Consider the following 26,946-nt stretch of genomic DNA (forward strand, 5'->3'; position numbering starts at 1 on the left):
GTTGATGGAAGCATTATACTACATTGGGACATTTTCCTTTATGGTATATTAGGACATTATCATAAATGGTTCATAGAAAAGCCAGAAAGAAACCTGGGGGGGGTTGACACTAATATGGCAGGGTGGTATTTTATTAAGAAGACTGGAATGGTGAAATTTGTCGAAATTGGAAATAAATAATACCGCTGACGCATAAACGTTGGTTACAGATCAGGAGTGATGTGACCTAAATATGTCTGAGAAAAAGCATAACCGGGAAGCGTTGGCGGGAAAATGTAAATTTAGATAAGTTATAAATATAAGACGAAAATAGATTTTGCCATTGCATTTTAGAGAATGGAGGGATTCTGTCAGCTGTATTTACCTAAGCTGAACGGAAGAAAAGTATTTGGGAGGGAAAAGGAAAATATGTATCGGAAGGACTCAGAGGGCTGGTTAAAACATGGGGATTTTATTGTTCTGGATATGATCTGTCTGCAGCTGGCATTTATTTTGGCATATGCATTCCGCGGGTACGGATTCAATGTGTATGGAGATATTTTGTATCGAAATATGGCAATATTCCTTGGATTTGCCGACCTGGTGGTGATTTTCACCTCCGGCACCATGAAAAGCGTTCTGAAAAGAGGTCACTATAAGGAATTTGTCACCACCTTGAAAAATGCTGTGGCAGTAGGTGCTCTTGCAATCGCTTACCTGTTCATAATCCAGGAAGGCCAGAGCTTTTCCAGAATGATCCTGATCACCACAATTGTGATTTACCTGATTCTCACCTATGCCATAAGAGAAATCTGGAAAAATTCCCTACATAAAAAAATGGAAAACGGCGGCGACAAGAAGCTGCTGATCATCACTTCCAAAGCGGTAGCCAAAAACGTAGTGCACAGCATGCAGGAAAACAATTATGCCAGATATTCCCTTGCCGGAGTGGTTGTGATCGATGAGGACTGTACCGGTGAGAAAATCTGTGGAGTCCCTGTTGTGGCAGGCGAAAGTGACGTGCCTATGTATGTCTGCCAGGAGTGGATTGACGAGGTGCTGATCGTCATCTCCGAAAATCTGCCATACCCGGACGGGCTTATCGACAAGCTCACCGAAACCGGCGTAACTGTTCATCTGAACCTTGCAAAAATCACCAACCAGACTGGCAAAAGACAGTTTGTGGAAAAGGTTGGAAGCTATACCGTTCTGACCACAAGTCTGAACTATGCATCCTTCGGGCAGCTTTTCCTGAAGCGTCTGATGGACATCTGCGGCGGACTGGTTGGCTGTATTTTCACAGGAATCATTACCATCTTCGTTGGCCCCGCCATCTACCTGGCATCCCCGGGCCCGATTTTCTTCTCCCAGGAACGTGTGGGAAAGAATGGAAAAAAATTCAAAATGTACAAATTCCGCAGCATGTATATGGATGCGGAAGCGCGAAAAGCGGAGCTTATGAAAGAGAACAAACTGGGCGATGGCAAAATGTTCAAGATGGACTTCGACCCCAGAGTGATCGGAAATAAGGTGCTGCCGGATGGGTCACATAAGACCGGGGTGGGAGATTTTATCAGAAGGACGAGCCTGGATGAGTTCCCGCAGTTCTTTAATGTGCTCAAGGGGGATATGTCCATTGTAGGGACGAGACCGCCGCTGATTTCGGAGACGAATCTGTATGAACCGCATCACAAGGTAAGGCTTGCAATTAAACCTGGGATAACAGGGATGTGGCAGGTTAGTGGCAGGAGTGACATTACGGACTTTGAGGAAGTTGTGAGGTTGGATAAAGAGTATATAGAGAATTGGAATATTGGACTGGATATTAAGATACTTTTGAAGACCGTTATGGTTGTGGTTAAGAAAGATGGATCTATGTGATTTTATATTGCTTTTTATACATAATAATGAAAAGGAAATCTGGTTACCGGATAATTGATAGAAAGTTATGATAATTAATCAATATTACGAAGAAGAAATTAACGGCGTAAAAGTATTAAGGATAAAGCAGACCTTATATATTCTTTGAACGCCGGTGACGTTCACTGGTGTGTGAACGCAAAAGGCATTAAAGGTGTGAGTTGCCCATCGAATGTCTACTCAACAAAATCAGTTGCGGCTTGATGGTCTACGGTGGCGTATAAAACTCATGCAAAATACCCCTACTGCGAGCCTGTTTTATTGCAGAGCAAGAGACGGACATGATACCTTCATTTTTCCGGAGAATTAAGAGTGGAGAGCCAGAGCGCAAAAAAGCCCAAAATCTATTTTTCTGGAAAAGTTTATTGCAGACAGTAAGTGGACATGATAACTGCATTTTTCTGGGGAATTAGAGGTAGTGAGGGTAGATGATTGTTCATGTTGCAACAAGGAAATGACATGAACTTGTGCAGTTTTAACAAAGTGAGCTGGTTTACGGGTTATGACAATAAGACCTAACACTTTGTTGGTGAGCTGGTATGAAGGTGTCTACCATAAAGTTTCAGTTGAGGGAAAATGAGAGTGTAGCCCGTGACAGGTCTACATAAAAGATTCAGTGGTGGTCTAAACAAGACACAATTATTAAAAAGCAACATCCAAAAGGATGTGTACATAGATTAGAAAATTAACAAATACGGAGGAATACAAATGAGTACAGTAAATTTGGAAAATAAGACGATTTTAGTCACTGGTGCAGCGGGCTTCATTGGCTCAAATCTGGTGAAAAGAATATATGAGGAAGTTCCTTCGGCTACAGTGATTGGTATTGATAACATGAATGCTTACTACGATGTGGCTCTGAAGGAGTTCCGTCTCAATGAGCTGGCCAAGTATCCCACATTTACTTTTGTAAAAGGCAACATCGCTGATAAGGCATTAATTACAGACCTGTTTGAAATGTATAAACCGGCTGTAGTGGTGAACCTTGCGGCACAGGCTGGTGTGCGCTACTCCATCACCAACCCGGATGCCTATGTGGAATCCAACTTGGTCGGCTTTTTTTATATCCTTGAAGCCTGCCGTCACTGTGAGAGTTTAGAGCATTTGGTTTATGCTTCTTCTTCCAGCGTCTATGGCTCAAACAAGAAAGTTCCGTACAGTACAGATGACAAGGTAGATAACCCGGTTTCTCTGTATGCTGCAACCAAGAAATCCAATGAGTTGATGGCCCACGCATATTCAAAATTGTATAACATCCCGTCCACGGGCTTGCGTTTCTTCACGGTATATGGCCCGACAGGTCGCCCGGATATGGCTTACTTCGGATTCACTAACAAGCTGGTGAAAGGCGAGACCATCAAGATTTTCAACTATGGAAACTGCAAGCGCGACTTTACTTATGTGGATGATATTGTTGAGGGTGTTGTCCGAGTGATGAAGAAAGCGCCGGATAAGAAGAACGGCGAGGATGGCCTGCCGATTCCGCCGTATGCAGTTTATAACATCGGTAATCAGAATCCGGAAAACCTGCTGGACTTCGTGCAGATTCTGAGTGAGGAGCTAGTAAGAGCGAAAGTTCTGCCGGAAGATTACGACTTCGAGGCACACAAGGAACTTGTTCCGATGCAGCCGGGTGATGTGCCTGTGACCTATGCAGATACGAGCGCTTTGGAGCGTGACTTCGGATACAAGCCGAGCACAAGTCTGCGGACTGGTCTGAGGAACTTCGCTGAGTGGTACGCTGAGTTTTATAAATAAGGAAAATTAGAGGGATAGAGAAATGAGAGAGTTTAAGGATTTAAAGATTGCTGTGGCTGGTACTGGTTATGTTGGCCTTTCTATTGCTACGTTGCTGTCTCAGCATCACAAGGTGACGGCAGTAGATATCATTCCTGAGAAAGTAGAGCTGATCAATAACAAGAAGTCTCCGATCCAAGACGAGTACATTGAAAAGTATCTGGCAGAAAAGGAACTAGATCTGACTGCAACGTTGGATGCGAAGGAAGCATACAGTGATGCTGATTTCGTGGTGATTGCTGCTCCTACAAATTACGATAGTAAGAAGAACTTTTTTGACACCAGTGCGGTGGAAGCTGTAATCAAGCTGGTTATTGAGAACAATCCGGAAGCCATTATGGTTATCAAGAGTACCATCCCGGTTGGTTACACTGCAAGTGTTCGTGAGAAGTTCCACTGCGACCATATCATCTTCAGCCCGGAGTTCTTGCGCGAGAGTAAGGCTCTGTATGATAACCTTTATCCTTCCCGTATCATCGTCGGAACCGACGTGGATAATGCTCGACTGGTAAAGGCAGCACACACTTTTGCAGAACTTCTGCAGGAAGGTGCTATTAAGGAAAATATTGACACTCTGTTCATGGGCTTTACTGAGGCAGAAGCTGTTAAACTGTTTGCAAACACCTATCTGGCACTGCGTGTCAGCTACTTTAACGAACTGGATACTTATGCTGAAATGAAGGGGCTGAACACTCAGCAAATCATTAACGGTGTTTGCCTGGATCCTCGTATTGGTACTCATTACAATAATCCTTCCTTCGGTTATGGTGGATATTGCCTGCCGAAAGATACCAAGCAGCTTCTGGCGAACTATGCAGATGTACCGGAAAACCTGATTGAAGCAATTGTTGAGAGCAATAGAACCCGTAAGGACTTCATCGCCGACCGTGTTCTGGAGATTGCTGGTGCTTATGAAGCGAATGACAGCTGGGATGAGAGCAAGGAAAAAGAAGTTGTGGTCGGTGTGTACCGACTGACCATGAAAAGCAACAGCGACAACTTCCGCCAAAGTTCCATTCAGGGCGTCATGAAGCGCATTAAGGCAAAAGGAGCAACTGTTATCATTTACGAGCCGACGCTGAAAGATGGTGAGAAGTTCTTCGGCAGCGTAGTGGTCAATGATTTGGATGAATTCAAGAAGCAGAGTCAGGCAATCATCGCAAACCGCTATGACAAGTGTCTGGATGATGTGAAAGAAAAAGTATATACGAGAGATATTTTCCAGCGTGACTAAGAAGGACTAAGGGGCAAGAGGATGGAAGAAAGAAAAAAAAGGATACTGCATGTGGCACAGGCTGCAGGTGGCGTGGATCGCTACATTCGAATGCTTCTCAAGTATTTGGATAAGAAAAAGTTTGAGAATATATTGGTTTGCTCACAGGATTTCCATGAGGAAGACTATAGAGGTTTGGCTGATTCTTTTGAACAAGTCAAAATGACAAGAGCTATTGGCAGCAATGACTTAAAGGCAATTAAAGAGGTTAGAGCACTGATAAAGAAATATAATCCCGATATCGTATATGCTCATTCCAGCAAGGCTGGAGCAATTGCCCGTGCTGCTGATATCGGTCTTAAAAACCGCTGCGTATATAACCCACATGGCTGGGCGTTCAACATGCGCTGTTCTGCAAAGAAAAAAGCAATGTACACTGCTATTGAAAAGGTAGCCGCTCCTTTCTGTGATAAGATCATCTGCATTTCAGATGCGGAGAAGCAGTCTGCCTTGGATAAGAAAATTTGTAAAGATGATAAATTGCAGATCATTTTTAACGGTGTGGACATCGAAGCCTATGAGAATGGAGTACATGGTGCAGTTAAAAGGAGAGAGCTGAACATTCCAGAAAACGCATTTGTTGTTGGTATGGTTGGACGAATGAGTCCACAAAAAGCACCGGATGTGTTTATTAAGATGGCCAAGAAGGTGAAGGATAAAGTTCCAAATGCGCACTTCATTATTGTTGGCAATGGAAACCAAGAAGCCGAGATTAGAAAGTATGCGGAGGACAATGGTTTCTCGGACGGTTTACATATCACAGGTTGGGTTGATAATCCAATGAGCTATGTAGAGCTATTTGATGTTGCGTGCTTGTTGAGCCGCTGGGAGGGATTCGGATTGGCTCTTCCTGAATACATGATGGCGAGTAAACCGATTGTAGCAAGCAGTGTGGACGCTATTCCGAATATAATCCGGGATGGAGAAAACGGTTTGCTTGTTAAAGTGGATGATGCCGTTGGAGCAAGTAAAGCGGTGTTGCGAATCTATCAGGAAGATGGATTAAAAGATAGATTGGTGACACAGGGATCTGAAGATGTACATAACAGATTTAATGCTCGGAGAGTTTCTGAGGAACATGGAAAACTGTTTGAGAGATTATAAATGACGGAGGAATAGATGTTATGAAGGGTATTATTTTAGCAGGAGGATCTGGCACGCGCCTGTATCCTTTGACAAAAGTTACGAGCAAGCAGCTCTTACCTATTTTTGATAAACCGATGATCTATTATCCGATGTCCGTTCTGATGAACGCAGGCATCCGTGACATTTTGATTATTTCCACGCCGCAGGATACGCCTCGCTTTGAGAACCTGCTGGGTGATGGTCATCAGTTTGGTGTGAATTTGACTTATGCTGTTCAGCCTTCCCCGGATGGACTGGCACAGGCATTTATTATTGGTGCTGACTTTATCGGAAATGATTCTGTGGCTATGGTGCTGGGCGACAACATCTTTGCGGGACACGGATTGAAGAAGAGATTAAATGCAGCAGTAGAAAACGCTGAGAGTGGCAAGGGCGCAACTGTGTTTGGCTATTATGTGGACGATCCGGAGCGTTTCGGAATTGTTGAGTTTGACAAGAACGGTAAGGCCATTTCTATCGAGGAAAAACCGGAGCATCCGAAGAGCAACTATTGCGTAACCGGTCTGTATTTCTACGATAACCGTGTGGTCGAGTTTGCAAAGAACCTGAAACCTTCTGCGCGTGGTGAACTGGAAATCACTGACCTGAATCGTATTTATCTGGAAGATGGTTCTCTGAATGTAGAACTGCTGGGGCAGGGCTTTACTTGGCTGGATACTGGTACACATGAGAGTTTGGTGGACGCTACCAACTTCGTGAAGACTGTTGAGCAGCATCAGCATCGCAAGATTGCCTGCTTGGAGGAAATTGCATACTTGAACGGCTGGATCAGCAAGGATGAACTGATGGAAGTCTATGAGGTCATGAAGAAGAACCAGTATGGTCAGTATCTGAAGGATGTCATGGACGGCAAGTATCAGGAGCATCTGTATTAATAAAAGAAGAACCAAAAGGTAAGTGTAGAGGAGAATAGATCATGAATATTATTGTTACCGGCGGTGCTGGTTTTATTGGTAGTAACTTTGTATTCCATATGCTGAAGAAGTATCCGGATTACCGGATCATCTGTCTGGACAAGCTGACCTATGCAGGCAATCTGTCCACACTGGTGCCTGTTATGGATAATCCGAACTTCCGCTTCGTGAAGGCTGATATCTGCGACCGCGAAGCAGTGGACAAACTGTTTGAAGAAGAACATCCGGACATCGTGGTCAACTTTGCGGCAGAGTCTCATGTTGACCGTTCCATCGAAGATCCTGGTATCTTCCTCCAGACCAATATCATCGGTACCAGTGTGCTGATGGATGCTTGCCGCAAGTACGGTATCCAGCGTTACCATCAGGTTTCTACGGATGAAGTTTACGGTGACCTGCCGCTGGATCGTCCTGACCTGTTCTTCACTGAGGAGACTCCAATCCAAACCAGCTCTCCGTATAGTAGCTCCAAGGCTGCCGCTGACCTGCTGGTTCTGGCTTACCACCGTACCTACGGCCTGCCTGTGACCATTTCCCGTTGCTCCAACAACTATGGTCCGTATCACTTCCCAGAGAAGCTGATTCCGCTGATGATCGCCAATGCACTGGCAGACAAGCCGCTGCCTGTTTACGGTGAAGGTCTGAATGTCCGTGATTGGCTGTATGTGGAAGATCACTGCAGAGCTATTGATCTGATTATTCACAAGGGTCGTGTTGGTGAAGTCTACAACGTCGGCGGCCACAACGAGAAGCAGAACATTGAAATTGTGAAGATTATCTGCAAGGAGCTGGGCAAGCCGGAGAGCCTGATCACTCATGTTAGCGACCGCAAGGGCCACGATATGCGCTATGCCATTGACCCGACCAAGATCCATAACGAGTTGGGCTGGCTGCCGGAGACCAAGTTTGAGGACGGCATCAAGAAGACCATCCAGTGGTATTTTGATAACCGTGAGTGGTGGGAAACCATTATCAGCGGTGAGTATCAGAACTACTACGAGAAAATGTACAGCAACCGCTAAGAAGCCAGAGGAAGAATCAGAAGGAGATAGAAAAAATGGGACAGATTAAAGTTGAGAAAAATGTAGGTGGCATTGAAGGACTTTGCGTCATTGAGCCTGCTGTTCACGGTGATGCTCGCGGCTATTTCATGGAAACTTACAATGAAAAAGATATGAAGGAAGCAGGTATCGACATTCACTTTGTGCAGGATAACCAGTCTATGTCCACAAAGGGCGTACTGCGTGGTCTGCACTTCCAGAAGCAGTATCCGCAGTGTAAGCTGGTGCGCGCTGTGCGTGGTACTGTGTTTGATGTCGCGGTTGACCTCAGAAGTAATTCTGAGACCTATGGTAAGTGGTATGGTGTGACCCTGTCTGCTGAGAACAAGAAGCAGTTCCTCATCCCGAAGGGTTTTGCACACGGTTTTTTGGTTCTAAGCGATGAAGCGGAATTTTGCTATAAGGTGAATGACTTCTGGCATCCGAACGACGAGGGCGGTATGGCCTGGAATGACCCGGAGATTGGCATTAAATGGCCACAGTTAAAGGGAGAGTATAAGGACAGTGCCAGCGCAGAAGGCTACACGCTGGAAGATGGCACTGCACTGAACCTAAGTGATAAAGATCAGAAATGGTTGGGATTGAAGGATACCTTCAAGTTTCAATAACGCAACGATAAGTATTTTAAAGAAATGAAAAGTATATGAATATGTTTTGAGAAGTTTATAGGATTAACAGTTGGAAATGATTACTAGTTTCGTGTGCGACTAAGTAAGCGATGCTGGATAGAGTAATATACAAAGGTAGAATTGAGTATACGCCAAGTTTTGGAGGAATATAAATGAGTATACTTACTTTAGATAATAAAACTATATTAGTCACAGGCGCAGTTGGCTTCATTGGCTCAAATCTGGTGAAAAGAATATATGAGGAAGTTCCTTCAGCTACAGTGATTGGTATTGATAGCGATAGGTTTGCTTGCATTGAACTATTTCTTGTCCATCTACAATCTAACTACAGGAGTTATGTGGTTTATGACCGCCCTTATTGGCATTGCTGGCATGATTCTAATTTCTCAGCTCATTAATAAAAGCAAAATTTTGCAGCACTTTGGTCGAATATCATTGCTTATTCTTTGCATCCATGGACCAGTATATCGAATTATGGTGAAAATCGTATCAATTGCGCTGCACAAAGGAACAGATGCAGTAAGAGAGAACTTTTTACTTGCGATGATGATTGTCTCGGTTACATTGGCTGTCTGTAGTATGGTATATGAAGTCATTATAAGAATTACACCGTGGATGTTGGGAAAACATGATTAAAATAGAGGTACTGTTAAAAAGGAGATTAGTAAAGTGAAAATAAATCGAATTGTTGGAGTAATCCCATTGTATCAACCAAAGAAACAGGATTTTCCTAACATTTTAAAATATATTAATGATTTGGATTATTGCTTCCTTCTGGATGATACAGGTAAAGATAATAGCTTTTTGTGTAAGGAAATCGTAGATGTTAACCCAGACAAAATTCAGTATGTGTGTAACACAGAGAATATAGGTCTATGTGCGTCTGTAAATAATGGATTTAAATTAGCAAAAGAAAAAAATGCGGACTGGGTTCTGATCATGAATCCGGATGGAACATTTCAGAATGATGCAATAAAAATATACAGACGGTATATTGATACGCAGGATACATCAGACACTGCAATTGTTTCACCGGTATTTAATTTGGACAGAAGAAAAAGAGAGGCTTCAACTGGAACTAAAATTGTGTGGCATCCGGATATGTCAGGATGTCTCTACAATATGAAAGTGTTAGATGAATTGGGATACTACGATCAAAATACATATTTCTATGGTTTGGATGAGGAATACTGCATTAGGGTAAGGAAAAATGGGTATAAAATTATCCAATGCTCTGAAGCTGTTTTGAATCATCATCCGGCTGAGACATACTGTGTAAAATTTTTGGGAAAGACAGTACTTAAATGCGGAAAAGATAATCCGCAAAGATATTACTACCAATTTAGAAGCGGATATTACATCCATAAGAAATATCATGATCTGCATAATTTTATGTTTTGCGTATACAAATTTACGAAGGTTGTGCTGTTCTTTGATCATAAAGAAAAGTATTTCAAAATGATCAGGCTCGGAATTATGGATGCAAAAAATAGATTCTATGGAAATATTAAGGAGCGAAATGAATCATGAAACAGATATTAATCACAGGTGGGGCGGGATTTATTGGCTCAGAGATTGTGAATCAATTAAACAAAACCGGAGAGTGGGACATCACGGTTTTGGATTCTATGACGGAGCAGATACATGGAAAAGACTGGAAGAAATCTTATCTTTTAAATCAGATAAAAGATAAATGTCATTTTATTAAAGGAAGTGTTACGGATTTTAACGTTGTTCTTCCGCTGGTGAAAAATGCAGAGTACATCATACATCTTGCAGCTGATACAGGAACAGGACAGTCGATGTATCAGATCAATCACTATAATGACACGAACATTATGGGCACCTCTAATCTTCTGCAGGCAATTTCCTTTTTAGGCAGAGATTGCAAGGTGAAGAAAATAATTCTCTCTTCTTCAAGATCCGTATATGGGGAAGGAAAATATGAGTGCGAAGACTGTGGAATTGTGTATCCCCTAAGCAGAACCAAAGAACGCATGATGCAGGGCGATTTTAATATGTACTGCCCAAAGTGCGGAAAAAAAGTCAGACTACTAAAAACCACAGAAGACAGTGAAATCCATCCTGCATCACTATATGCTTTTACAAAGTATGCACAGGAGATGATGCTGCGAACAATGTGCCCTGCGTTAAACATTGAATATACTATTTTTAGATTTCAAAATGTTTATGGTGTTGGACAGTCCTTGAAAAATCCGTATACAGGGATACTTTCTATTTTCAGTTCATTGATGTTAGAAAATAAGCCAATCAATATTTTTGAGGATGGAGAAGAAAGCAGAGATTTTATCAATGTTGTGGACGTGGCTGTGGGTGTAATTTCTGCGCTTGAAAATGAAAAGAGCAATGGAAAAATCATAAATCTGGGGTCAGGCGTAGGAACTACAGTTAATATAATTACAGATATTCTTAGAAATGCCTATAAGAGTAATTCGGAAATCAATGTGACTGGAGATTTTCGCCTCGGAGATATTGCGCATAATGTAGCGGATATATCGAAGGCAAAAGAATTACTGAATTTCAAGGTGACGGTTGATTTGGAAAATGGCTTAACGCAGTTCTGCAACTGGGTAAAAGACCAGGAGCACGACAACTCTGGATATGAAAATTCTTTGCGTGAAATGGAAAATACCGGAATGTTTTTTAGAAAATAAGGAGAAGAAAAATGAAAATTTTAGTAACTGGCGCAAATGGTTATTTAGGACAAGGAATTGTAAAGGCTATACTGGATAGTGGTCATGAAGTGATTGCGGCGGATTTTAAAGTAGATCATGTGGATGATAGAGCGAGAAAAAAAGCTTGCAATCTCTTTGATGTGGAATCCCCATATACATTTTTTGGAAGACCGGATGTCCTGCTGCATTTGGCGTGGAGAGATGGCTTTGTTCATTACTCAGATGCTCATATTGAAGATCTTCCGAAGCATTATGCGTTTATTAAAGCCTTTGCCGAAGCTGGATGTAAGCGCATTGCAGTTATGGGAAGTATGCATGAGATTGGATTTTTTGAAGGCAGTATTGATGAACATACCCCGTGCAACCCAACGACACCGTATGGTATCGGAAAAAATGCATTTAGAGAATTAACGGATATGTTGTGCAAGAAAAATGGATGTGTATTTCAGTGGATGCGCGGATATTACATTGTAGGAAATTCAAAATATGGCTCCTCCATTTTTTCAAAAATAACGGCAGCTGTTGAAGAGGGAAAGAAGGAATTTCCGTTCACGTTGGGTCAGAATCAATATGATTTTATTGATTATTCTGATTTTTGTGCACAGGTCGCTGCTGTCGTGGGTCAGAATGAAGTGCAGGGAGTAATTAATATTTGTTCTGGAAAACCAGAAAAATTAGCTGATCGTGTTGAGCGATTTATTAAAGAGAATAATTACAATATTAAACTGCAGTATGGTAAGTTTCCTGACAGACCATATGACTCCAAGGCTGTGTGGGGGAATGATGAAAAAATCAAAAGGATAATGAAACACTAAAATACTCGATTTTGGAGGACATCAAATCCTGTATTTTATCTATTTTTGCGAGAAAAAATAGTAATTGTAACAATATAAATTATATAAAAATAAGGAAAGAACTCAAATGGGTGATAAAGAATACTATGAAAATCTTTTGTACTTAAACTCGGAAAGAATAAAAGTAAGTACTGGAAAAGAACGGTTTGTGGGTGTTAAGGTATTAAAGTATTTATCCTTGATAAAGAGATTGCGATTTGTAAGGATTTTTAAGGAGTTGAATCACGACATATACGCATTTATTAAAAAGGATGTTAGTAATAACCACATAATAGATTTTTCACAGAACGCCGTAAGCGTGTTTCAACAGAAGGTTGTTGTGTATACAAGCATTTTTGGCGGGTATGATAAAATACTTGAGCCATTATGCGTAGATGAAAATTGTGAGTACTATATTTTTACAGATCAAAATGTTCCAGAAACATCAATTTGGAAAAAGGTAGATGCTTCGCTGATTCCGGATTACTGCGATACTCCCGCAAAAAAAAATAGGTACGTGAAAATGTTTCCACATAAGCTGTTTGATTGCCTGTATTCGATTTATATAGATGGTAATTTACAGCTAGTTGGACATCCTTCGCAGTTGATTCAAAAGAAATTAAATGAGTGCAAAACGGGTATAGGTATGCATTTGGCTCCAAGAGAAAACTGTATATATGAAGAGGCAAAAAACGTATGCCACGTTGGAAAAATCTCTAAGAGTGAAAAAAAGCAAGTTTTGACTCTATATAAAAAATCCAAAATGCCACGACATTTTGGGATGTGTGAATGTAATGTTATTGTTAGAAATCACAATAACGTGAACATGAAACAAATAATGGAAAAGTGGTGGAAGTATTATCTAGAAGGAGTCAAACGAGACCAGTTGTATTTTACATATACAGTATATACTAGTGGTTTTAAATTTACAGATATTAACACGTTTGGAGCATCAGTAAATAATAATATTCATTTTTTAAGAACAGAACATGCAAAGAGGTAGATGAAAAGGGTAATGAAACTGAGAAGAATAAAGATAAATATATTCGATTTAAATACGATACTGATCTTTATGTTTTTATATATGTATATTACCCCTGCATATTTTCTATATAAAGATCCATTTGCAACTTTATATCCTATAATTCGATACGGACGTTGCATTTTGTCAATTTACTTTTTCTTTCAATGTGTGTATCGAAGTAAATATAAGGTTAGACAATTATATCTTATGATCTTTTTGTTTAGCTTTATACTCTTGCTCTCATCACTCTTAGGCGATTTAAATTTGGCTTCATGGGTAAATAATACATTTCAAATTATTGGATGCTTTGCATTTGCGGATTGTTATAAGAAGAGAATTGATAGCGTTATTAAAATTGGATTCTGGTATTTTTTTATAGTGCTTATAATTAACAACTTTTTAATGGTGTTGCATCCATTATATTTATTTATAGCACGTAACGAATTAGGAAATCAGTGGTATTATTTTGCGGCGTCAAAAAATCAGTTTTCTATGTTTTGTTTTCCACTGCTCTTTTTCTCGTATTTGGCATATGAGAAAAAAATGATTGGAAAATTGATATTGGTGATTTCAATATTGCAAGCGGCAATTCCACCTGTTTTTGCTCTTTCGGTTACTTCGATTGTATCGGTTATTCTGTTTGAGACTTTAATGATTTTGAAGGAAAAAGACATAATTCGTTCAAAGCGATTGTGGATAGGTATATTGGTTATTGTATGTGCGATGCAACTTATTTTTACCTATGTGTTCAGAACAGAATTGGTACAGCATATTGTAATTGATTATCTTCATAAAGACGCAACATTATCTGGGCGAGCTATGATATGGGACAGTGCTCATGAGCTTATAGCGAAGCATCCTTTATTGGGTATGGGTAATGGTAAAAATGGATCGTATTATTATTGTATAGTTGGTGATTATGAACAGGGAAGTATTATGTGGGCACATAATACAAGTTTGGATTTGCTTACCCAAGGTGGGGTGCTACTGTTTGTGGCGTTCTATGGTATAGTGGTTAATTCAATTAAGAAGCTATTCAAAGCAAGAGTGTTTATTGAAAAAAATAACATGATTTTTATAGTGATGTTCCTTATTTACTGCATAATGGGATATACTGAGCGCTTTGGCTTTCGAATGGATTTGTATTTGACTTTAGGGTTGGCTTTTTCATTTACAAAAGCAGCTAATGTATACAATGAATGATTTAGTGTTAGGGGTGTTAATGCAATTTAATGGTACGAATGTTAAAAACTATCGTAAGATATTTCAGAAATAATACTGAAATATCAAAGATTAAGAAAGACGAACGAAAAGTAATCTTTGGAAAAAATATACTAGTTCAAAACGGTAAGTGTATTTGTATTGATAAAGGAAGTGTTATAGGAGACAATTCGAAACTTTTGTGTACAGTTGAATATAATGGTAAGTTGTTTGATATTCAACCGCAATTACATATAGGCAAGAATTTTCATTCAACAAGAGACTTAACGATTCAATGCGCAAGAAAAGTAATAATAGGAGACAATGTTTTATGTGCGTCTAACGTTTTTATGATTGACTATAATCATGGAACAAATCCTATGTGTGAGAATTATCTGGATAATGCTTTGCAGATTTCCGAAGGTATAAATATTAAAGACGGTGTTTGGATTGGAAATAATGTAATTATACTTGGGAATGTGACAATCGGCGAAAAAGCAATAATAGCTGCAGGAGCTGTTGTAACACATAGTGTTCCACCCTATACAATTGTTGCAGGTAATCCGGCGCGCATTATTAAGGTTTATAATCATAGTTTAGGAGAGTGGACAAGAGTTTATGATTAAATTAGTAAATAAAATGGGGATGATGTCTGAAAGCAAGAAATCTGGTATTGCATATACACTTTCGACACTTGTCACTAAAGGTTTGGTTTTTTTAACAATACCAGTATTCACAAGAATTATGCCGTCAGCTGAGATTGGAAAAATTAATCTGTATAATTCATGGTTTTCGCTGATATGCATTTTTTCAACATTATCGTTAACATCGGGCGGGTATCAGCTTGCACTCAAAGAATTTGATAATGATAAGGACAGATATGAATCTTCAGTATATTCGCTAACACTTTTAGTGACTAGTTTTGTTACGGTATTATATGTAATGAATCCCGGCTTCTGGGAAAAAATGTTTGGTTTATCTAGAGCTTACATGATCATGCTTGTCATTGGGCTCTTTCTAACACCAGCGCAAGACTTTTGGATGGCAAGACAGCGATATGATTACAAATATAAGATGTCGAGTTTCCTGACACTAATTTCTACTTTTGGTGCTGTAGTATTATCTGTTTTTGCTGTACTTAACTGTAAGCCTAATGAAACTGGATGGGCTCGCTTGTTTGTAAATAATTTAGTAATTTATAGCGTTGCTTTATTATTAGGCATTAACATACTAAAAAAAGGAAAATGCTTTTATAAAAAAGAATACTGGGCATTTTCGCTTTCTTTAAGTCTTCCTTTGGTTGGACATGCAATTGCAAAGCAAATATTAGATGTATCAGATAGAATAATGATTAACCAATACATCGGAAGCAGCGCAGTCGGGATTTATGGTACGTTGTACTCAGTCAGTTCGATTTCATTAATCGCTTGGAATGCCATGAATGGAGCTTATGTTCCTTATTTGTTCAAAAACATTGATAATATTGATGAACATAACAACATTAGAAGAACTTCATCGACTCTATTGACATTGTATACATTTATTGCCTTTGTCATGATTCTTTTAGCACCGGAGATTGTAAGAATTATGGCTACACAAGAGTATTATGAAGCTGTGTATATTATGCCGCCTATAGCCATGGGAGTTGCATTGACAGCGGTATCAAATCTTTATTCTAATATATTGATTTTTTATAAGAAAACGAAAGTAATAATGCTAGCATCTGGAGCCGCTTCTGTAGTAAATTTGGTATTAAATTATATTTTCATCCCAAGGTTTGGATATCAAGCAGCTGCATATACAACACTAGTTGCTTATATTATTATGGCATTAATTGAGGCTGTAGTGGCAACGAGATACTATAAAAATCACACAAAATTAAAAATGATTTATGATAATAAGTTAATATTTATCTTGTGTGTGATTACTGTTTTGCTGTCATTCATATCAATTTTTTTGTACGGTGCTAAGATTCCAAGATATTTGGTTTGCATAGTATGTTTACTTGCCACATATGTATTGTATAAAAAAAGTTGAAGACTAAAGATTAATTTTAGATATCGATGTATGAAGGAGAAAATTGATGGATGAATTGAAATATAATTATGTGGTTCTAGGTTCAACTGATGAATACTATATGCTGTCTTATAGCGATTTGAGTAAGTCAGGTTGTTGTAAATATATGAGTGAGCCATTTGAAGGGAAGTCTATATTAAATAAAGTACTACGGATGATTCATAAAGTACATATGTCTCAGAAAGTAAATTCAATTATTTCACTGCCATTCAAAGCGGTGTGGAATTCTTTTCTTGTTGATGATTGCTTTAAAAACGGAAAGAAATATTGTTTTGTGTTTTTTTCCGCGGGACCTTTTACAGATCACATACCATATGGATTCGTTGACATGCTTAAGAAACGCTTTCCAAATTCAAAGTTTGTTGTGTTTTATCAAGATCTTATCGAACATAAACGCTTGGTATCAATAGATGATTTCAAGACATTCTGCGATGAGTTATACAGCTTTGATTATAAAGATTCAGAAAAATATAATGTAAATTATTATCCCTTGGTATATTCTAAGCTGAATCTACATGATTCTAATAAGATAACGTCTGATGTGTATTTTTGCGGAGCCTTAAAAAATAGGTGGAATGATATATATAGAGCATATTCTTATTTTTCAAAAAAAGGTTGTGTATGTGATTTTGTAATTGTAACTAAAGATAAGAGGATCATTGAGAAATATAAGAATCTTCAGGGCTTGATTTTTGTGGATAGCTTTTCTTATAGGGAAAATTTATTACATGCATCACAAACAAAGAATATTTTAGAGTTAATGCAAAAAAATGGAACAGGATATACGATTAGAGCATGTGAAGCTGTTGCTTTAAGAAAACGGTTATTATCTAATAATAAGTTTCTTGAAAAAGCACCATTTTATAAACCAGATCAGTTTATGTCTTTTGATGATGTTGAGAATGTTGATATTGATATGATTCTAAAACCGATAAATGTGTGCCCGGATGAAGCTTATTCAGCTGAAATGAATGAACTCTCTCCTTTATCTTTTATACATAGAATTGATTGCGATTTAGGAGGTGCTATTTAATGTCTACACCAAAAAGCATAACTAACAAAATACATAAAATGATTAAAAATCCATTTTATTTTTTTTGCTATGCAACAAGGAAAGGATTTATCAACTTTCTACCCGATAAAGTTTGCCTGTCTTTAGTTTATCGAGGAGCGTATGGTAGAAAATTAAATTTAGATAACCCTACTAGATATAGTGAAAAATTACAGTGGATTAAGTTATACGATAGATGTCCGTTATATTCCAAGCTAGTGGATAAGTACGAAGTAAAATCATATGTATCCGAAAGAATTGGTGAGGAGTATATTATACCAACGTTAGGTGTATGGAACTCTTTTGATGATATTAGCTTTGAGAACTTGCCTGAACAGTTCGTTTTGAAATGTACGCATGATTCAGGAGGATTGGTAATTTGCACTGATAAAAAGCAGTTGAATATTGATAATGCGCGAACAAAAATCAATAAAAGTTTAAAAACGAATTATTACAAATTATTTAGAGAATGGCCATATAAAAATGTTACTCCAAGAATTGTGGCGGAGAAATTCATGGTTGATAATGCAACTGGCGAACTACGAGATTATAAATTCTATTGTTTTGACGGCGTAGTACGAGCGTTAGGCATATATTCTGACAGAGGAGCTGGAAAAACTACAAAGGCAGATTATTTTGATCGGGACTTTAATTGGCTTGATTTGAAGTGGGGCTACGAACACGCAATTGAAAGACCAGAGAAACCGTCATTGTATGATAAAATGATTGAGATTGCAGAATCTCTCTCTCAAGGCTTTCCTGAGGTGAGGGTGGATTTATATCTATGCAATAATAGAATATATTTTGGAGAATTGACGTTTTTTGATGGTGGAGGATTTGACGGCTTTGAGCCCGACTGTTGGGATGAAGTATTCGGCAGTTGGATTGCTTTAAAAAATAGGAAGTATTAAGGAGACAGAGCTACATGGCACATATAATAATCGGAGCTGATTTGGTCCCAACGAAGCAAAATTTAAAAGAGTTTGAAAAAGGTAAGTCGATTGACTTGATTGGCGATGAAATTGCCAAAATTATTAGGAATTCTGATTTTAACTGTTTTAATCTAGAAACTCCTTTGATAAACGGAAATGAAGAGTGCATTGATAAATGGGGACCGTGTATAGGTGCTCCAGCAAGCACTGTATATGGTATAAAAGCATTAAATATAGATTTTCTGACACTTGCCAATAATCATATAATGGACTATGGGGCGGAAGGGTTGCAATCTACAATAGAGGCTTTAAAAACTGCTGGAATTCAATATAGTGGAGTAGGCTCCAATTTAGATGAAGCGAGAAAGGTGTTTTATACATTCGTAAACGGAATAAAGATTGGAATATATTGTTGCGCAGAACACGAGTTTAGTATTGCTTCTGAGCATAAATCAGGCGTTAATCCTTTTGATCCAATGAATAGTTTGGATGATGTGAAGTCCTCAAAGGAGGAGGAAAAAGCGGATTTTTTAATTGTGCTATATCATGGAGGAAAAGAACATTATAGATACCCTTCTCCCAAATTACAGAAGATATGTCATAAATTAATTGAAAAGGGTGCTGATTTAGTAGTTTGTCAACATAGCCATTGTGTGGGGTGTAAAGAGGAATACAAAGGAGGTACAATTGTGTATGGTCAAGGCAATTTTATTTTTGAGTGTGGTGAAACAGATGAATGCTGGAAATCAGCTGTTCTGATAGATATAAATATAATGGATAACTCCCACAAGATAGACTATATTCCTATAATAAGAAATGGTAATGGTATACGTTTGGCTAAAAATAAAGATGCCGATGATATAATTGATTCTTTTAATGTTAGGTCAAATGAGATTTTGAATCCGCAATTTGTTCATGAGAATTATCAGGAGTATGTTGAGCAACAGCGAAGCACTTATCTTGGAGCATTTTTAGGGCACAAAACGTTTTTCTTTAGAGGCTTAAATAGAATTACAAATGGCTTTTTAGTTAGAAGAAAAATCAAATCTCTTTATCGAAAGAAAGAGCGGTTGTGTTTAAGGAATTTTATTGAGTGTGAAGCTCACAGAGAAATGATTCTTACTTTGCTCAGAGAAAGGTAACCCTCGATGAAAATGTATGATTTGTCTAGATTTAGAACACAAATAATGGGGGCTGCAACAATAGGCGTTATATTATGTCATGCAGTTCTATGGGATGATGAATTGTCTTTATTATTTGCGAAAGTTTTGTCATTCGGAAATTTCGGCGTAGATATTTTTTTGCTGGTTTCCGGGATGGGGATTTTTTATTCTTTGAATAAGTCTGGTAGTTCAAACTTGCAGAACTGGTATACTAGACGGTTCGTGAGAATTCTAATCTCCTATGTTGTTATTATGGGACCATATTGGATTTGGTATTGCACTTATAACAAGTGTTTTAATCGCTTTTTTTATTATTTTTCTATGATGTCATTCTGGAAGGAACATATCGGAGCATGGTATTTAGCTGGACTAATTCCATTATATCTTCTGTCGCCAATAATTATTTTGTGGCATAATACCGATGTGAATGAGATAAAGAGGTACTCTGCTATTGTTATAGTAATGAGTCTAATTGGTCTATGCAACTATCGGGGGGGGGTATTGGAAAATGTCCTGTTTTGCATAAGAAGGTATCCTGCTTTTTTCGCGGGCTTTATTATTGCAAAATTGATTATTAAAAATGACAGTGATCAATCGAAACAGGTCATTAAATCGTGGGAAATCGCTATAGTTGCGGTTTTCTATTTTATGCTCACAAGGATTAGTTCGAAATTTGAATTGGAAAACTCGTTGCGTTGGATTATGGCGATTGGTTTATCCTGTGTATTATGTTTTATAATAGGTTGTAAGATTAAGTTGATAAATAAAGTATTATTGCTTTTTGGAAATATATCCTTGGAATCGTATCTGTGCAATTACGTTTTTGTCTTTGTTTTTAATACATACACATTGCATTTTGGAAATATTACCATTAAACCTAAGACGCATTTGTGCTATCTGTTAGTAATTTGCTTTGGAATTATTAGTGCATTTGTATTAAATAAATTCAATCAGTGGTTAGGTGAAGTGATTTTCGGGGTGAAAAGTAATAAGACAATTAAGAGGTAGTTGTTGTTTTGATGATTTACTTGTTTTCTGTTGTTCGTGCTGAGCAACAATGTGAAGCGGCGAATTGTCAGCGGAGGAAACTGCACGATAGAATCGGCAGTTTTTCCTTCCTGACTGCGCAGCTTAGACATAAAATCCCTTACAGTGATTTTTATAGATATCAGATTTCATTTTTTTGAAAGAAGGGCCGATTCTTTTGTGAAGATGATTGAGGAGAGTAGTACAAAAAGATTTGCGCAAAAAAGAATAGTTAAAGTGGGTAAAGCGTTTCCGAGGAGTAATGCGGCCGACAGCGACTTCGGAAACGAGGACATGGATGTGAGGGTTCCATTGAAGGCTGCAGCCGAAGGTGTGGAGGACACAGATAAAACCGGGAGTAAGGCTGTCCATGAGTATTTGGTGAATGGCGGAAAGTCCTGCATGGCTGTTTTCGTACTGAAAAACACTCTGTCTGATAATGGTGGCGTGACCCGTGGCATCTGCAAGATGGATGAGAATGGAAACTTGACTGAGGTTGTAGAGACTAAGAACATCGTAAAGACCGCAGCTGGAGCAGAGGCAGATGGTGTGGTTGTTGATGTGAATTCTCTGGTATCCATGAATATGTGGGGCTTGACTCTTGATTTTCTAGATGTTCTGGAAGAAGGCTTCAAAGAGTTCTTCGCGAAGGAAGTACCGAGCAATCCTCAGAATGACCTACCATGAGGATGTCGTAGCCGTAAAGGACAGCTTTAAAAAATGTTAGAAAAAGGCGTGTACAAGGCTGATTTATTTACAGACTTGTGATATACTAAAGCTACGGGAGACCGTGGCTCTTTGTAGTATAAATGGTGTGCTAAAGTCAAAGAGTTTAATGCAAGATTATTTTTGGTAGTAGTTGAATCAATACGCACATAAAATGAAGGTGAAAATAGTCTTGAAAGGAGTTTAAACAGATGAAAGAGTATAAGAGAGTAAGATATCAAAAAAGTCCGTTAATCGAAGTTATTTTTCAACTTCGTTTTCCGACGATTTTAAGTATAAATGCAAAACAACCTATGGAATTTCAGGATAAGATAAGAGAAAAATATCCATTCTATCAAGAAGGTGATGAACAACAGAATGAAATGATTATTGGACCAGATGGAAATCCTGTTCAGATCAAAACGAGTAGTGCCAAAAACTATGCTTTTATTTCTTCAGATGAAAGCTATAAAATTAATCTCACTGCATCATTTATTTCTATATCCACATTAAAATATACTCAGTGGGAGGAGTTTAGAAAACATATTGAATTTGTTGTCCCAATTTTTGAAGCCGTTTATAAGCCAGCCTTTTATACAAGAGTAGGGCTTAGATATATAGATGTGATAAATCGTGAAAACTTAGGTTTAGAAAAAGTTGGCTGGAATGAATTGATTGAACCACATGTATTGGGAATAATGACACCAGATATTGAAAAAGGTATAAAATCATATAGGGCTGATGCGGAATATCAAAATCCAGAAAATAATGCGGCAACAAAAGTTCATTTTGAGTTGGTACATGTCAACAATCAAAAAGAGTTGTCACTGTTAATTGATTGCGATTACTATTCACAGTCAACAACACAAAAAGAAGGTGTAAATACCGTGGCAGATATGTTGCATGCGAACTCTAGTAATTTTATAAATAGTGCGATAACTGAACGTCTAAGTAGTGCAATGGAACCGGTGGAAATATAATGAATAAGAATATTATAATTCAACAAAGTTATTCAGTTGATTCAAAAGAAAAAAAGAGCGATTTTGTTGTGCCTCAAAAGTATGTGGGAGAATCGCCCTATGGACATGTGAAGAGAGAGATTTATGGAATTAATATCACAGAAAGCCTGAATGGAGATGTGGACATCTTTACGGAATTGCCCGAAACTGTATATAAAGAAAAAGATGTGGCATTATTTCTAGGCGCTTTGAGAGGAGTTATTGCAGAAGAAAATCCACAAAATGTCACGTTATCAAAACTAATTGTGACTGAAAAAACAGACACAGGTTGCACATTGGATTGGATATATAATTATTTTAGATTATATTTTTCTTTTGATAAAAATGATGGTGACTACTTTGGATTTATGTCACATGATACAGAAAAAGAATTATATAAAAATGAATTTAAAGCTATGAAACCGCAGGACTTTAAAAATGTAGCTAAGGCTATGTTGGACTACGTTCTAATGATGATTCAAGGATGATGTAGAAATGAATGAATACCCAGAGGAATTTTATCGAGGCATATCATCGCCAAATGATATAACTGAGAGCGGCTATGTGACGGCAGGTGCATTTCAGTTTGATCAATATGATTCACAGCGCGGTGATGAATATTGCGAGTTATCGGTGAATTGGAATGATAATGAAGAATCTTTACAGGTGTTACTTGATCAGCATAAACCACAGAGAGAAGATAAACAGTTCAAAGGTGGATATTGCACAATTAATCGAACACTTTTGAACAATATGTTTAAAGGACACATGGATAGTGAAGAATTCTCTTATGAAAGACGACCTGTTGAAGCTTCCGAAGAAAATGATTACCAAGAAAATTTATATCATGGTAATTTGCTTATGAAGAATACACTTGATAAACAAGTGAAAAAGAATATTCAGCATACTTTAGCATTCATGGCTGGCTTGGCGATAAGACGATAAGCAAATGACTATTCTATACTTAAACCACTAAAAAAGGAAAGAGGTTATCACCTATGCCCAGAACGAAAGGCAGCAAAAACCGTTCCAAAACCAATATCACCAAAGACTACGCATCCCAGATTGCAGAGAAGCAGGAGACTATTGCGTCTCTGAATACCGAGATCGCATCCATCCAGAAAGCGATTGAAGAGCAGAAGAACACACTGAAAGAGAAGAAGACTGCTCTGAAGAAGGCCGAAAAAGAAGTGGCATCCCTGGAAGCAAAGAAGGCAAAGGCAGATGCTAAGGCCGCTGAAGAAGCAAAGAAGGCTGAAGCCGAGAGTGTGGTTAAGAAATTATTAGCCAGCGGCATGAGTGCGGACGAGATCCTTGAAAAATTGAAATAAGCAAGAACTGTGAACTTCCTATAAAATTAACTGTGAACTTCCATAATAAAGTGCAACTCAAGTGAATCATACGGATTGAGAATGCCCTGAAAATACTGAAAAAATAAGGAAAAACCTGCATTTTTTATTGTAGAAATGCAGGTTTTATGTTATACTATATTTAGTCGCAAATACAACTATAAAGAAGAGGGATGTTCATGTATCTGGATTATGTTGTTGATATACCTGATGTAAAAGGAAAAATCACATTTCGAACTAAAGGTCAGGCGCGTTATGTTTATTATGAGTACAGCCGTGAGTACGATCCATCCAAACAGTATACAAATGTAAAAAGGGTTACTATCGGTAAGGTTTTACCGGAAGATGAAAATAAAATGAGACCTAATGAAAATTTCAGGAGATATTTTCCGGAGGTTGAGCAGCCTGAGGAAAAAACAGTTTCATGCAGGAGCAGCTGTTTGAAGACTGGAGCATATATAATCATAGATAAAGCTGCAAAAGATCTTGAACTGGATACAAAACTGCAGGATTCATTTGGGGCAAAAGCAGCCGGGATCATGCTTGACCTGGCAGCCTATTCCATTATTACAGAAGGGAATGCAGCACAGTATTATCCTGATTATGCTTACAATCACCCGCTTTTTACTCCGGATATGAAATGTTACAGTGATTCATTTATTTCAGATTTTCTGAGGTCAATAAAAGAAAATCAGAGGCAGGATTTCCTAGATCAGTGGAATGCAGACAGATGCAAACGTGAGCGTATTTATATATCATATGATTCAACAAATAAGAACTGTCAGGCCGGAGATATAGATATAGTGGAATTCGGAGCAGCAAAGGTGGGTGCAGGACTTCCGATATTCAATTATGCTGTTGGCTATGATGTAAACAATCGGGAGCCTCTCATGTATGAAAAATATTCCGGAAGTATCAATGATGTCTCCCAGTTACAGTTTATGGTTGATAAGATAAAAGGCTATGGTTATAAAAATATCGGGTTTATCCTGGACCGGGGATATTTTAGCAAAGATAATCTTAACTACATGGACAGCAGTGGATTTTCCTTTATCATTATGGTGAAAGGAATAAAGGATTTTATAAGCAGTCAGGTGAGAAAACAGAAAGGCACTTTTGAAAATAACTGGGGAAACCGGATCGAGGAATTCGAAGTGTATGGAAAAACGGTCCACGCTTTTGTGTATGCCAGTGACACAAAGAAACGATACATACATACTTATTACAGTGCTGCCAAAGCGGTTGGTGAACGTGCAAGACTGGAAGAAAAAATCCATGAAATGCAGAGATTTATGGAACAGCATGAAGATAAGGAGTATGAATTCGGACCGGCATTCCATAAGTATTTTCATATGCATTATAACAAGGAAAACGGACATTTTGTTTATGGCGAACCCAAGCTGCCGGTGATCCAGGATGAGCTGGAGCTCTGTGGATATTTTGCTATCATCTCATCCGAAAAGATGGATGCAAAGGATGCGATAAACCTTTACAAGAGCAGGGATGTATCGGAAAAAGTATTCCGGGCAGATAAATCTTATCTTGGAAACCATTGTCTGAGAGTGGCATCAGAAGAGGCGGCATCAAATAAGATATTCATTGGTTTTCTTGCACTGATCATCCGGTGCAGGATATATACAGCTTTAAAGGAGAAGGCAAAAGAACTGGCAAAAAAAACGAATTATCTTACAGTTCCGGCAGCAATCAGGGAACTGGAAAAGATTGAGATGACACGCCAGCTGGATAAGGTGTACCGGCTTGATCATGCAGTAACCAAAACACAGAAAGTGATCTTAAGTGCTTTTGACATGGATTGGAATTATGTGAAATACCGTGCAGAAAATATCAGCAAAATCTTGAAGAGAGTACAGTGATGGCAAGTAAGAATTCATAAACACGCATAAAATTATTGAGACCAAAAAGTTTTCCTGATATCATTATTGGTAGAAAATAGTGATACTGTGGAAGCTTTTTTTGTATAGGGAGAGTGTGATAGATGGGAAGATTTGTGAATCCGGACAACAGTGCTTTTCAGGCTGCTTTGAATTCCAGAATTTATGTGGACAAAACTGGTATGATCGAATATATGAATCGCGTTCTGGAGACTACAGATGCGTATATTTGCAACAGCCGCCCCAGGAGATTTGGGAAATCCTATGCTGTAATATGCTTGCAGCATATTACAGCAAAGGTGCAGATTCTGAGAAGATGTTTTCCGACCTTTCAATAGGAAAAACACAGGATTTCAAAAAGTATCTTAACAAATATGATGTAATTCACATTGATATCCAGTGGTTTCTGGCAAATTGTGAAGATAAGAAAAAAGTGGTACAGTTTATTACAAAAAGCGTACTGGACGAGTTGCGCGAAATTTATCCAGAGTGTTTGGTTCTCCAAGACGGTTCTTTGTCTGATGCGCTTTCAAGAGTTAAAAATCAAACAGGACAGAAATTTGTCATTATTATTGATGAATGGGATGTTTTGATTCGAGATGAAGCGCAGAATCAGGCTGTACAGGAAAATTATATTAATTTCCTGAGGGGACTGTTTAAAGATACTGAGCCAACTAAATATATTGCTCTCGCATATCTGACAGGTATCCTTCCGATCAAAAAAATGAAAACCCAGTCAGCACTAAATAATTTTGATGAGTTTACTATGCTTAGTGCAGGCAATATGGCGCCTTATGTCGGTTTCACAGAAAGTGAAGTGAAGATGCTTGCAAAAAAATATCATCAGAATTACGAAAAGGTCAAAAGGTGGTATGATGGTTATCTCCTAAATGAGCATCAAATATATAATCCACGGGCGGTTGTGGGAGTTATGCTAAATGGCGAATTTAAGAGCTACTGGTCAGAGACTGCTTCTTACGAGACAATCGTGCCGTTGATCAATATGGGTTTTGATGGCTTGAAGTCTGCTGTTATCGAAATGTTATCAGGCGATGAAGTGAAAGTGAATACGGCAACTTTTAAAAATGATACGGTAAATATACAGAACCGCGATGAGGTTCTTACGTATATGATCCATCTTGGCTATCTGGGATACGATCAGAATCGAAGGTCTGCATTTGTTCCTAATGAAGAAATTCGGCAGGAACTTACGCTTGCTGTAAGGGAAATTGTGGTATAAAAAGTTATAGGTACTTATAGGAAAAATATCACGGAACTGTAT

28 protein-coding genes and 1 pseudogene are annotated in these 26,946 nt (G+C 38.3%); 28 read left to right on the forward strand and 1 reads right to left on the reverse strand.

The window, feature by feature from the left end; translation table 11 throughout:
• The 21 genes from ACESTK_RS16395 to ACESTK_RS16495 form a co-directional block, all read left to right on the forward strand.
• The coding region (locus tag ACESTK_RS16395) for a hypothetical protein (RefSeq protein WP_373120254.1) at positions 1 to 180 on the forward strand (180 nt) is incomplete at its 5' end.
• A 228-nt stretch (positions 181 to 408) separates the two neighbouring features.
• A complete protein-coding gene (locus ACESTK_RS16400; protein WP_373120255.1) occupies positions 409 to 1,860 on the forward strand; it encodes a sugar transferase in 1,452 nt (483 codons plus the stop codon).
• A 747-nt stretch (positions 1,861 to 2,607) separates the two neighbouring features.
• On the forward strand, positions 2,608 to 3,657 hold the full coding sequence (locus tag ACESTK_RS16405; RefSeq protein ID WP_373120256.1) for an NAD-dependent epimerase/dehydratase family protein: 1,050 nt from the start codon (positions 2,608 to 2,610) through the stop codon (positions 3,655 to 3,657).
• 22 nt (positions 3,658 to 3,679) lie between these two features.
• Positions 3,680 to 4,930, forward strand: coding sequence for a nucleotide sugar dehydrogenase (locus ACESTK_RS16410; protein ID WP_373120258.1), 1,251 nt, complete (start codon positions 3,680 to 3,682; stop codon positions 4,928 to 4,930).
• 21 nt (positions 4,931 to 4,951) lie between these two features.
• A complete protein-coding gene (locus tag ACESTK_RS16415) occupies positions 4,952 to 6,073 on the forward strand; it encodes a glycosyltransferase family 4 protein (RefSeq protein WP_373120259.1) in 1,122 nt (373 codons plus the stop codon).
• A 20-nt stretch (positions 6,074 to 6,093) separates the two neighbouring features.
• Positions 6,094 to 6,990, forward strand: coding sequence for a glucose-1-phosphate thymidylyltransferase RfbA (gene rfbA / locus ACESTK_RS16420; protein WP_373120260.1), 897 nt, complete (start codon positions 6,094 to 6,096; stop codon positions 6,988 to 6,990).
• Positions 6,991 to 7,031: 41 nt separating this feature from the next.
• The gene (gene rfbB, locus ACESTK_RS16425; protein ID WP_373120262.1) at positions 7,032 to 8,051 is read left to right on the forward strand and encodes a dTDP-glucose 4,6-dehydratase; all 1,020 of its coding nucleotides are present in this window, start codon (positions 7,032 to 7,034) and stop codon (positions 8,049 to 8,051) included.
• 35 nt (positions 8,052 to 8,086) lie between these two features.
• Positions 8,087 to 8,698 carry a dTDP-4-dehydrorhamnose 3,5-epimerase gene (rfbC, locus tag ACESTK_RS16430; RefSeq protein ID WP_373120263.1) on the forward strand — a complete coding sequence of 204 codons (612 nt, stop codon included), beginning with the start codon at positions 8,087 to 8,089 and terminating at the stop codon, positions 8,696 to 8,698.
• Between the two features lie 173 nt (positions 8,699 to 8,871).
• Positions 8,872 to 9,117 carry an NAD-dependent epimerase/dehydratase family protein gene (locus ACESTK_RS16435; protein ID WP_373120264.1) on the forward strand — a complete coding sequence of 82 codons (246 nt, stop codon included), beginning with the start codon at positions 8,872 to 8,874 and terminating at the stop codon, positions 9,115 to 9,117.
• The gene (locus tag ACESTK_RS16440; RefSeq protein WP_373120295.1) at positions 9,065 to 9,355 is read left to right on the forward strand and encodes a hypothetical protein; all 291 of its coding nucleotides are present in this window, start codon (positions 9,065 to 9,067) and stop codon (positions 9,353 to 9,355) included. The genes ACESTK_RS16435 and ACESTK_RS16440 overlap by 53 nt, the downstream gene beginning before the upstream one ends.
• A 33-nt stretch (positions 9,356 to 9,388) precedes the next feature.
• Positions 9,389 to 10,249, forward strand: a complete 861-nt coding sequence (locus tag ACESTK_RS16445; RefSeq protein WP_373120265.1) for a glycosyltransferase — start codon at positions 9,389 to 9,391, stop codon at positions 10,247 to 10,249.
• Positions 10,246 to 11,394, forward strand: a complete 1,149-nt coding sequence (locus ACESTK_RS16450) for an NAD-dependent epimerase/dehydratase family protein (RefSeq protein ID WP_296154295.1) — start codon at positions 10,246 to 10,248, stop codon at positions 11,392 to 11,394. Before ACESTK_RS16445 ends, ACESTK_RS16450 begins: the two co-directional genes overlap by 4 nt.
• A gap of 11 nt (positions 11,395 to 11,405) precedes the next feature.
• The gene (locus ACESTK_RS16455) at positions 11,406 to 12,230 is read left to right on the forward strand and encodes an NAD-dependent epimerase/dehydratase family protein (RefSeq protein ID WP_373120266.1); all 825 of its coding nucleotides are present in this window, start codon (positions 11,406 to 11,408) and stop codon (positions 12,228 to 12,230) included.
• A gap of 106 nt (positions 12,231 to 12,336) precedes the next feature.
• Positions 12,337 to 13,251: a glycosyltransferase domain-containing protein gene (locus ACESTK_RS16460; protein ID WP_373120267.1), complete on the forward strand. Its 915-nt coding sequence runs from the start codon at positions 12,337 to 12,339 to the stop codon at positions 13,249 to 13,251.
• A 285-nt stretch (positions 13,252 to 13,536) separates the two neighbouring features.
• Positions 13,537 to 14,475 (forward strand): O-antigen ligase, encoded by a 939-nt coding sequence (locus ACESTK_RS16465; RefSeq protein ID WP_296154300.1) that lies wholly within the window; start codon positions 13,537 to 13,539, stop codon positions 14,473 to 14,475.
• 29 nt (positions 14,476 to 14,504) lie between these two features.
• Positions 14,505 to 15,098, forward strand: coding sequence for an acyltransferase (locus ACESTK_RS16470; protein ID WP_296154302.1), 594 nt, complete (start codon positions 14,505 to 14,507; stop codon positions 15,096 to 15,098).
• A complete protein-coding gene (locus ACESTK_RS16475) occupies positions 15,091 to 16,509 on the forward strand; it encodes a lipopolysaccharide biosynthesis protein (RefSeq protein ID WP_373120268.1) in 1,419 nt (472 codons plus the stop codon). The genes ACESTK_RS16470 and ACESTK_RS16475 overlap by 8 nt, the downstream gene beginning before the upstream one ends.
• Positions 16,510 to 16,555: 46 nt before the next feature.
• Positions 16,556 to 17,581, forward strand: a complete 1,026-nt coding sequence (locus ACESTK_RS16480; protein WP_373120269.1) for a hypothetical protein — start codon at positions 16,556 to 16,558, stop codon at positions 17,579 to 17,581.
• Positions 17,581 to 18,510 carry an ATP-grasp fold amidoligase family protein gene (locus ACESTK_RS16485; RefSeq protein ID WP_373120270.1) on the forward strand — a complete coding sequence of 310 codons (930 nt, stop codon included), beginning with the start codon at positions 17,581 to 17,583 and terminating at the stop codon, positions 18,508 to 18,510. Before ACESTK_RS16480 ends, ACESTK_RS16485 begins: the two co-directional genes overlap by 1 nt.
• 14 nt (positions 18,511 to 18,524) lie before the next feature.
• Positions 18,525 to 19,673, forward strand: coding sequence for a CapA family protein (locus ACESTK_RS16490; RefSeq protein ID WP_373120271.1), 1,149 nt, complete (start codon positions 18,525 to 18,527; stop codon positions 19,671 to 19,673).
• 45 nt (positions 19,674 to 19,718) lie between these two features.
• The gene (locus tag ACESTK_RS16495) at positions 19,719 to 20,702 is read left to right on the forward strand and encodes an acyltransferase family protein (protein WP_373120294.1); all 984 of its coding nucleotides are present in this window, start codon (positions 19,719 to 19,721) and stop codon (positions 20,700 to 20,702) included.
• A gap of 123 nt (positions 20,703 to 20,825) precedes the next feature.
• On the opposite strand, the gene ACESTK_RS16500 is transcribed toward ACESTK_RS16495, so the two are convergent.
• Entirely contained in the window at positions 20,826 to 21,092 is a 267-nt protein-coding gene (locus ACESTK_RS16500) for a transposase (protein WP_373120272.1), read from the reverse strand.
• On the opposite strand from ACESTK_RS16500, the gene ACESTK_RS16505 reads away from it, so the two are divergent.
• From ACESTK_RS16505 to ACESTK_RS16535, 7 genes and pseudogenes are all read left to right on the forward strand, one after another.
• Positions 21,021 to 21,407, forward strand: a complete 387-nt coding sequence (locus ACESTK_RS16505; protein ID WP_373120297.1) for a hypothetical protein — start codon at positions 21,021 to 21,023, stop codon at positions 21,405 to 21,407. The genes ACESTK_RS16500 and ACESTK_RS16505 overlap by 72 nt on opposite strands.
• A 230-nt stretch (positions 21,408 to 21,637) precedes the next feature.
• Complete coding sequence (locus ACESTK_RS16510) at positions 21,638 to 22,405, forward strand: TIGR04255 family protein (RefSeq protein WP_373120273.1); 768 nt, start codon at positions 21,638 to 21,640, stop codon at positions 22,403 to 22,405.
• Positions 22,405 to 22,911 (forward strand): hypothetical protein, encoded by a 507-nt coding sequence (locus ACESTK_RS16515; RefSeq protein ID WP_373120274.1) that lies wholly within the window; start codon positions 22,405 to 22,407, stop codon positions 22,909 to 22,911. Before ACESTK_RS16510 ends, ACESTK_RS16515 begins: the two co-directional genes overlap by 1 nt.
• Positions 22,912 to 22,918: 7 nt before the next feature.
• Complete coding sequence (locus ACESTK_RS16520; protein WP_373120275.1) at positions 22,919 to 23,368, forward strand: hypothetical protein; 450 nt, start codon at positions 22,919 to 22,921, stop codon at positions 23,366 to 23,368.
• A 53-nt stretch (positions 23,369 to 23,421) separates the two neighbouring features.
• Positions 23,422 to 23,754, forward strand: a complete 333-nt coding sequence (locus tag ACESTK_RS16525) for a hypothetical protein (protein WP_373120276.1) — start codon at positions 23,422 to 23,424, stop codon at positions 23,752 to 23,754.
• A 197-nt stretch (positions 23,755 to 23,951) separates the two neighbouring features.
• Positions 23,952 to 25,646, forward strand: coding sequence for a transposase (locus ACESTK_RS16530; RefSeq protein WP_373120277.1), 1,695 nt, complete (start codon positions 23,952 to 23,954; stop codon positions 25,644 to 25,646).
• 212 nt (positions 25,647 to 25,858) lie between these two features.
• Positions 25,859 to 26,904, forward strand: a pseudogene (locus ACESTK_RS16535) (AAA family ATPase).
• Positions 26,905 to 26,946 lie beyond the last annotated feature (42 nt).

Source organism: Ruminococcus sp. Marseille-P328 (assembly GCF_964249465.1).
In the GTDB taxonomy this organism is placed as follows: Bacteria; Bacillota; Clostridia; order Lachnospirales; family Lachnospiraceae; genus Blautia_A; species Blautia_A faecis.